This is a genomic window from Helicobacter sp. MIT 14-3879 (genome assembly GCF_003364125.1).
The window spans coordinates 1-7358 of record NZ_NXLP01000056.1 but is presented as its reverse complement, the minus strand read 5'-3'; the positions used below and the strand labels follow the sequence as shown (position 1 = coordinate 7358).

The 7358-nt window shown below is 35.1% G+C and carries 7 protein-coding genes; all 7 read right to left on the bottom strand.

Annotated features, from left to right (window positions below; genetic code table 11):
- Nucleotides 1-890: 890 nt before the first annotated feature.
- On the bottom strand, nt 891-1460 hold the full coding sequence (locus CQA44_RS10540; RefSeq protein ID WP_115547195.1) for a UbiX family flavin prenyltransferase: 570 nt from the start codon (nt 1458-1460) through the stop codon (nt 891-893).
- 190 nt (nt 1461-1650) lie between these two features.
- Nucleotides 1651-2214, bottom strand: coding sequence for a preQ(1) synthase (gene queF, locus CQA44_RS10535; protein WP_115547194.1), 564 nt, complete (start codon nt 2212-2214; stop codon nt 1651-1653).
- Nucleotides 2215-2297: 83 nt separating this feature from the next.
- A complete protein-coding gene (locus CQA44_RS10530; protein WP_115547193.1) occupies nt 2298-3047 on the bottom strand; it encodes a hypothetical protein in 750 nt (249 codons plus the stop codon).
- 215 nt (nt 3048-3262) lie between these two features.
- Nucleotides 3263-3820 carry an HAD-IIIA family hydrolase gene (locus tag CQA44_RS10525; protein ID WP_115547192.1) on the bottom strand — a complete coding sequence of 186 codons (558 nt, stop codon included), beginning with the start codon at nt 3818-3820 and terminating at the stop codon, nt 3263-3265.
- 629 nt (nt 3821-4449) lie between these two features.
- Entirely contained in the window at nt 4450-6528 is a 2079-nt protein-coding gene (fusA, locus tag CQA44_RS10520) for an elongation factor G (protein WP_115547191.1), read from the bottom strand.
- 13 nt (nt 6529-6541) lie between these two features.
- On the bottom strand, nt 6542-7009 hold the full coding sequence (gene rpsG, locus CQA44_RS10515; RefSeq protein ID WP_115547190.1) for a 30S ribosomal protein S7: 468 nt from the start codon (nt 7007-7009) through the stop codon (nt 6542-6544).
- A gap of 32 nt (nt 7010-7041) precedes the next feature.
- On the bottom strand, nt 7042-7358 hold a 317-nt coding region (rpsL, locus tag CQA44_RS10510; protein WP_115547189.1), incomplete at its 5' end, for a 30S ribosomal protein S12.

Here is a 7358-nt window from a genome sequence, read left to right as displayed (position 1 = left end):
TAAGCATAACCAAGCAAACAATATCTGCTATAAATCCTTTGGATAGTGTTGCTTAGAGATTCAAGACAAAGTGAGTTTGGAGAACAAGAGATGAGTCTAATGCTTAGAATTGAGGTACAATAAAAAAATTTCATCTCACAACACAAATAATCCTATCATGTAAAATTCTATTATAAAGATGACACAGTTCAGAGGCTTACAAGAAATATAAAATTGTGTAGTTGTAGGCGTATGATAAGGAAGCTACAAATCGCGCACTGATACACAAAATAAGAAATCTTGCCTATGCTTAAGTCATGTTAATAAGGATTAATAAAGAGGTTTGAGGACTTATAATGTAATGACTCTTTTTTCATGATAACAAACCTTGTTAGGTTACTTAAGCACGTTATATCATGAAAAAATAACAAATTTTACTGAATAAATAGCACAAGTTTGCTCAGATTGCATGCGAATTTACTTTACGCCTGAACAGCTAATGTAGATTCTTTTCAAACTAGAGTTAGTAACATCTCGTATAATAAAGATTGTAATACTTTGTGCAGTCTGCTTAACACAACAAAGAGGATAAAGAATGTAAATCAAACTCAACACAAGACCATATAGATAAAACTTATTTTTATACTTAATGTATATCTCTTATGGGATTGCAACAAAGAATCCTGTCGCTGAGAACTAGCTATTCATTATATTTGATAAACTTGTTATTTAATCTCTTTTCTATTTACAATTCTATTATCGCTATTTAGAAAACTCTATCAACATAAAAACTGTGTTTTTATATTCTTAATAGCATTAAATATTTAACTTTAGCATAAAACAATCCTTAAGGCATTTATTACTCATTTTACTCTTATACAAGAACAAATCACAATCTTAAGTTTTGGATATTATCCATTTCCCCAACGAGTAAAAAGATTGTGTGGAATACCTAGCAAGTCAAAATATTTGCCAATCAAAAAATCTTGCATAGAATCTAAATCTTTTATCTTACTATAATACCCTACAATGGGTGGAGCAACACATACTCCAATAGAAGCTAATTTTGCCATATTCTCCAATAAAATCGCACTTAAAGGCATTTCACGCACGCCCAATATCAAATCACGTTTTTCTTTAAGACAAATAGCTCCCACGCGCGTGAGAAGATTGTCTTGAATACCATGAGCGATACACGAGAGTGTATTGCTACTTGTAGGTAAGATAATACATGATTCAAAAAAGAAACTCCCACTAGCCAAAGGACTCGTAAGAGAATTATGGATTTCCAGATTGTGCGTTCGTATCTTATTGATTTGACTTTCAAGATTCTGTTTTTTTTCTGCACGACAAAGTGTATAGGCATTTTTGCTTGGCACAACAAGAAGCTTAATGTCTAGGGGCAACTTCTTGATAAAATGCAAGCTTAGTTCTAAGCAGCTACCACCACTAATTCCTAAGACAACTGTTTGCGTAGGCATTTCACTCTCCTGCACTTTTCATAACAAAATTAACTCATCTGAACAGTTCTTAAAATACGGACCATGAAATACTCCTTTTTAATTATAAAATATCATTTTCTGCCTACAAAGTTATACAATATTCATTATTTAAGTGTTACTTTTATTGCTAGTGTTCTAATCAAATTATCTAAATTTTAAGATTCCAATCCTAACGATTAGTGATTGTTTCTGGATACAAATCATGCAGCATTAAACGTTTTTTTGCCATTTTAATAAATTTTGTGCCTTCCTTACCATAATTGACATAAGGATCTATGCTTAATCCTCCCCTAGGAGTAAATTTCCCCCACACCTCCAAATATCTAGGTTGCAAAACTTCAATTAAATCACGAGCAATAATATTAATACATTCTTCGTGGAATCCACCATGACAGCGAAAACTAAAAAGATAGAGTTTAAGTGATTTAGATTCTATAAGCTTAAAATCTGGAATATAGCTAATATACAATGTTGCAAAGTCTGGTTGCCCTGTGATGGGACATAGCGCAGTAAATTCTGGACAATTGAACTTGACAAAATAATCACTTTGTGAATGCAGATTGGGAATAGATTCCAAAACATTGGGATTATAATCAAAATAATAATTTGTCTTCTTACCCAAATATTTCAAGTTATTTGATTTGGAAGTATCATGTAGATTCTGTAATTTTGTGCTGTGATATTGAGAGGTAGTTTGAGTTTCTTTTAAGAGTTTTTTACACTGCTTTTTCATAATATTCCTTATTTCTATTGATACGGATATAGCCCATTGAAACGTTGTAAATCAGCATTTTACTACTCCCGATTAGACGCTGCTTATTTTAAATAAGCTTCCATTTTCTGTATTGTGTTTTCCAAATATTCATTGATGTTGCTCTCTTGTTTAAGCACAGATTTTGCTCGTATCGCGGAAAGTTTAATACAGAGATTGACGCTAATCTCTTTTAATTCACGTATGGTTTGTAAAAAAAGACTAGCCTTATTTAAGATTTCTTGCTTCGCGCTATCATGCAAACTGTCGAATAAATCCAAAAAAGGAGTGAGGAATTCATGCAATGCCAACATGTTCTTAGTAATAGAATCTGAAATATTGGCAATAACAGTAGTAACCATATGATATGAAAGTTCATTTGGTGTAAAACAAATTGCTACAAGATCCTTGCATTGCGCAATTAACTTAACAGATTCAGAATTAAGCACATTCGATTCTTGTAGTATCGCTATGATTTGTTGAGATTCGGTATGGGTATGATTTAGATAATTTCTTCTATAAACCTTTATGTCGTCTATTTGTGGCTTTTGTGAATAATTCTTGGCTATGGAACGAGATTGATAAGTTCTTTTGTATTGGTTTTTTCTTTGTTGCGTGTTTTTCGAATCTTTAATAACAATGCCTTGTTGAGTAAAACGAAGACAATACTTTTGCATAAGGGCTTGAGAATCACTAGATATTGGAATATTATTGAGAAAATTATAAAAAGCACTACGAATAACATCTTTTTCATAAAAGCTTGCTTCTAACGACTCGATCTTTGCAAGATTGATGTCAAGCAGCTTAGGATTCATGTGCCTTCCTTAAATTAAGTCTAGTGATTATAGCACAAATTTAGGAGTATTTCTTATTGCTAAACTAGATTCTATTTCCCCTATCATTACATTGCGCATAGAAAATCTGAATTACTCTCAAAAAACCGCAAGTACCACCATTATAGAAGTAATGCGATATTATCACACTATTGCACAATCTGTCATATCAAATTGGATACGCAGATGCACTGTTCCTAAATAATGTGTTCCAATGTTCGTATAATACGATAGCAGCATTTGCTTCCATTTTTATTCTTAGTTTCCTGTATGTCATTTTTTGTTTGTGATACCTGTTTAGAAACATCTCCTCTCTGCAATAAAAAGAGCTTGGTCAATCCTGCATTATATCCAGCCTCAACATCACTTATCTTATCACCAACCATGATACAATGATTTATATCTAAATGATATGCTTCTTTAGCCTGCAACAACATACCACAAGCTGGCTTCCTTCGAACAGAATCTTGCAGAGATGGACAAAAATAGATTCTATCAAGATAAAATTTCAGTCTCTTATAAATACACTCTTGCATATAGGCACTTATTGTCAAGAAATCTTTAATATTATATAACCCACGTTCTATCCCCGATTGATTAGTAACCACAATTAATTTATAACCATATTGCTTAAATTTCTTAGCACAAAGAAAGAAATCCTCATAGAATCTAAAATCTGCAATCTTATACACATAGCCCAAATCTTCATTAATTACACCATCTCTATCAAAGAAAACTGCTTTCTGACTTTGCATACTATTTTCCTATAGTGTTATGAGCATTCATTTATCTTTCCTCTTTTTATACCATAGCCCAAGCAAGATGATAGGGTATATCTCTACTTCTCTCATTGCAAGCGTAGCATTTATCGCTCAATCCCTGCCACAAATACAAATCTTGTAATCACTTCGTGATACTAACCTATAAGCTCCTCCACTTCTATTTGTTGTACGCAACTCATGTTATAAGCATACGCGAGCAGCTGTGATTTTTTATTTGCAAATTGTATAGTTTTCATAAAATCTTTACTATCGCTTAAGACTTATAGATTTTCTCCCAAAAAATTAATGGTCATTTGCCCATTGATTCATTAATGCTTATGAACACGTTAAAATACTTTTTTTAAAGATATGTTTTCAAATGCAAACAATGAGAATCAATAACACTAAATTCTTGACTTAGATAGCACCAAAAGGACATGCTAGATTCATATTTAGAGCTGCTACACAAGAACTTCTTAGTAACTAAAGAGTTATAGCTTTATTGTTATACATCTGCATAATGATAGCTTAAAATAATTTTTATTTAAACTCATCTGCTGTCAATAAGCTCCCCCACCATATATTCACTAAGAAACTGCTGCTCACAATATTAATCATTGCAATTAAGCTTGTCGCTTTTCCATGATTTCTTTTGCAATATTGCTTGGAACTTCCCCGTAATGATCAAATTCCATACTATACGTTCCACGACCTTGCGTAGCAGAACGTAAATCTGTAGAGTAACCAAACATTTCAGCTAAAGGCACAAACGCATTTACAATTTTTAAACCCATTCTATCGTCCATCGAGTTGATTTGCCCTCTTCTACGATTGAGGTCCCCAATAACATCGCCCATATATTCTTCTGGAACTTCAACTTCAACTTTCATCATCGGCTCTAAAAGTACCGCGTTAGCTTTGCGACACGCATCTTTAAAAGCCATAGAACCGGCAATTTTAAACGCCATTTCAGACGAATCTACCTCATGATAGCTACCATCATAAAGCGTTACTTTACAATCTACCACAGGATAACCAGCTAAAACACCACTTTGCATTGCTTCTTGAATACCCTTATCAACTGCAGGAATATATTCTTTCGGAATAACGCCACCTGTAATTTCATTAATAAACTCATAACCCGTCCCAGCTTCTTTGGGTTCAAGCTTAATATAAACATGTCCATATTGCCCGCGCCCTCCTGATTGCTTAGCATACTTACACTCTTGAGTTACACTTCCACGAATAGTCTCACGAAATGCAACCTGCGGTTGCCCAACTTCAGCCTCTACGCGAAATTCACGTTTTAATCTATCTACAATAATTTCAAGGTGTAATTCTCCCATACCACCAATAAGAGTCTGTCCAGTCTCCTCTTGTGTACTCACACGAAAACTTGGATCTTCTTCTGCTAATTTACCTAGTGCAACTGCCATTTTCTCTTGGTCAACCTTTGTCTTTGGTTCAACTGCGATATGGATAACGGGTTCTGGAAACTCCATACGTTCTAAAATCACGGATCTTTTCTCATCACAAAGTGTATCACCCGTAAGCGTTTCTTTCAAGCCAACAAAAGCACAGATTTCGCCTGCATAGACTTCTTTAATGTCCTCCCTCTTATTGGAGTGCATTTTCAGCAATCTTCCGACACGTTCTTTTTTGCCTTTGGTAGAATTATAAACATAACTACCAGATTCCAACATACCACGATACACACGCACAAATGTAAGTTGCCCCACAAACGGATCTGTCATGATTTTAAATGCAAGCCCTGCAAATTCACCTTCATCTGTAGATTCTACGTGGATTTCAGAATCTGTTTTTGGATCAATGCCCTTAATCTCTGCAACTTCAGTGGGTGCTGGTAAATAATCTATAACGGCATCAAGCAGTGTTTGCACACCTTTATTCTTAAAACTAGAACCGCAAAGCATAGGAATTAAACTCATATTATGGCATCCCACTTTAATCCCACGTTTAATTTCCTCTATGCTCAACTCTTCGCCACCAAGATATTTTTCCATCAAAGATTCTTCCTGTTCTGCTGCAGATTCTAGAAGTTTTTCACGATATTCATTTGCTGTTCCAATTAAATCTGCGGGTATGTCCTCAATATCATACTTTGCACCCATAGATTCATCATTCCAGACTACTGCTTTCATTTGCACTAAATCTATTACACCCTTAAAGGAGTCCTCTGCTCCAATAGGAATACAAATAGGTACAGGATTAGCTTTTAGCCTTTCTCTGATTTGAGATTCCACATTATAGAAATTTGCTCCGATTCTATCCATTTTATTGACAAAGACCATGCGAGGAACGCCATATTTATTTGCTTGTCGCCATACAGTTTCGCTTTGAGGCTGCACACCTCCAACGGAGCAAAAAACTGCCACAGCACCGTCTAACACGCGCATGGAACGTTCTACCTCAATAGTAAAATCCACATGTCCGGGGGTATCGATAAGATTAATTTGATAATCGTTCCAAAAACAAGTTGTTGCCGCCGAAGTAATCGTGATGCCACGTTCCTTTTCTTGTTCCATCCAATCCATAGTTGCTGCACCGTCATGCACTTCACCAATTTTATGACTTACACCCGTATAAAAAAGGATTCTCTCTGAAGTAGTTGTTTTTCCCGCATCAATATGCGCAGCAATTCCAATATTACGTATTCGATTAAGTGGAGTTTTTCTAGCCATTCTTACCTCTTATTTACCAACGATAGTGTGCAAATGCCTTATTTGCCTCTGCCATTTTATGCACATCTTCTTTCTTCTTAAAAGCTGCACCTTTATCGCTTGCTGCATCTATAAGCTCATTTGCTAATCTTTCGACCATTGTTCGTTCGTTCCTTTTTCTTGTTGCTTCTAACAGCCATCTAATAGAAAGGCTTTGCTGTCTCTCTGGGCGCACTTCAACAGGAACTTGATAAGTAGCACCGCCCACTCTGCGACTACGCACTTCTACAAGAGGTCGGATATTATCCAAAGCTTTTTGAAATACTTCAATTCCCCTCTCACCACTTTTTTCTTCAATTCTATTAAAGGCAGCATAGATAATTTTTTCAGCTATGCTTCTTTTTCCATCATACATCATCTTATTAATAAACTTAGTTACAATCTTATTCCCATAAATTGGATCACCCAAAACTTCTCTGCTGGGTGCTTTTCTTCTTCTCATTGAATCATTGCTCCTATCACATTAACATTAGATTATTTTTTTGCTTCTTTTGCTCTTTTAGCACCATATTTACTACGAGATACAGAACGTTTAGCGACACCTGCAGTATCTAACGCACCCCGAATAATATGGTATTTCACACCCGGTAAGTCCTTAACACGACCGCCTCTTACAAGCACAATAGAGTGCTCCTGCAAATTATGTCCAATACCCGGAATATAACTAATAACTTCAAATTTGCTTGTTAAACGAACTTTGGCTACTTTTCTGATAGCGGAATTAGGTTTCTTTGGTGTTGTCGTATAGACTCTAGTGCAAACTCCTCTCCTTTGTGGGCATTCCACCAATG

Bases quoted from the DNA above. Each gene is read 5' to 3' on its own strand.
- queF (WP_115547194.1), bottom strand. From the start codon at position 2,214: ATGAAAAAGCAGTGTAAAAAACTCTTAAAAGAAACTCAAACTACCTCT.
- CQA44_RS10530 (WP_115547193.1), bottom strand. From the start codon at position 3,047: ATGAATCCTAAGCTGCTTGACATCAATCTTGCAAAGATCGAGTCGTTA.
- fusA (WP_115547191.1), bottom strand. From the start codon at position 6,528: ATGGCTAGAAAAACTCCACTTAATCGAATACGTAATATTGGAATTGCT.
- rpsG (WP_115547190.1), bottom strand. From the start codon at position 7,009: ATGAGAAGAAGAAAAGCACCCAGCAGAGAAGTTTTGGGTGATCCAATT.
- CQA44_RS10525 (WP_115547192.1), bottom strand. From the start codon at position 3,820: ATGCAAAGTCAGAAAGCAGTTTTCTTTGATAGAGATGGTGTAATTAAT.
- CQA44_RS10540 (WP_115547195.1), bottom strand. From the start codon at position 1,460: ATGCCTACGCAAACAGTTGTCTTAGGAATTAGTGGTGGTAGCTGCTTA.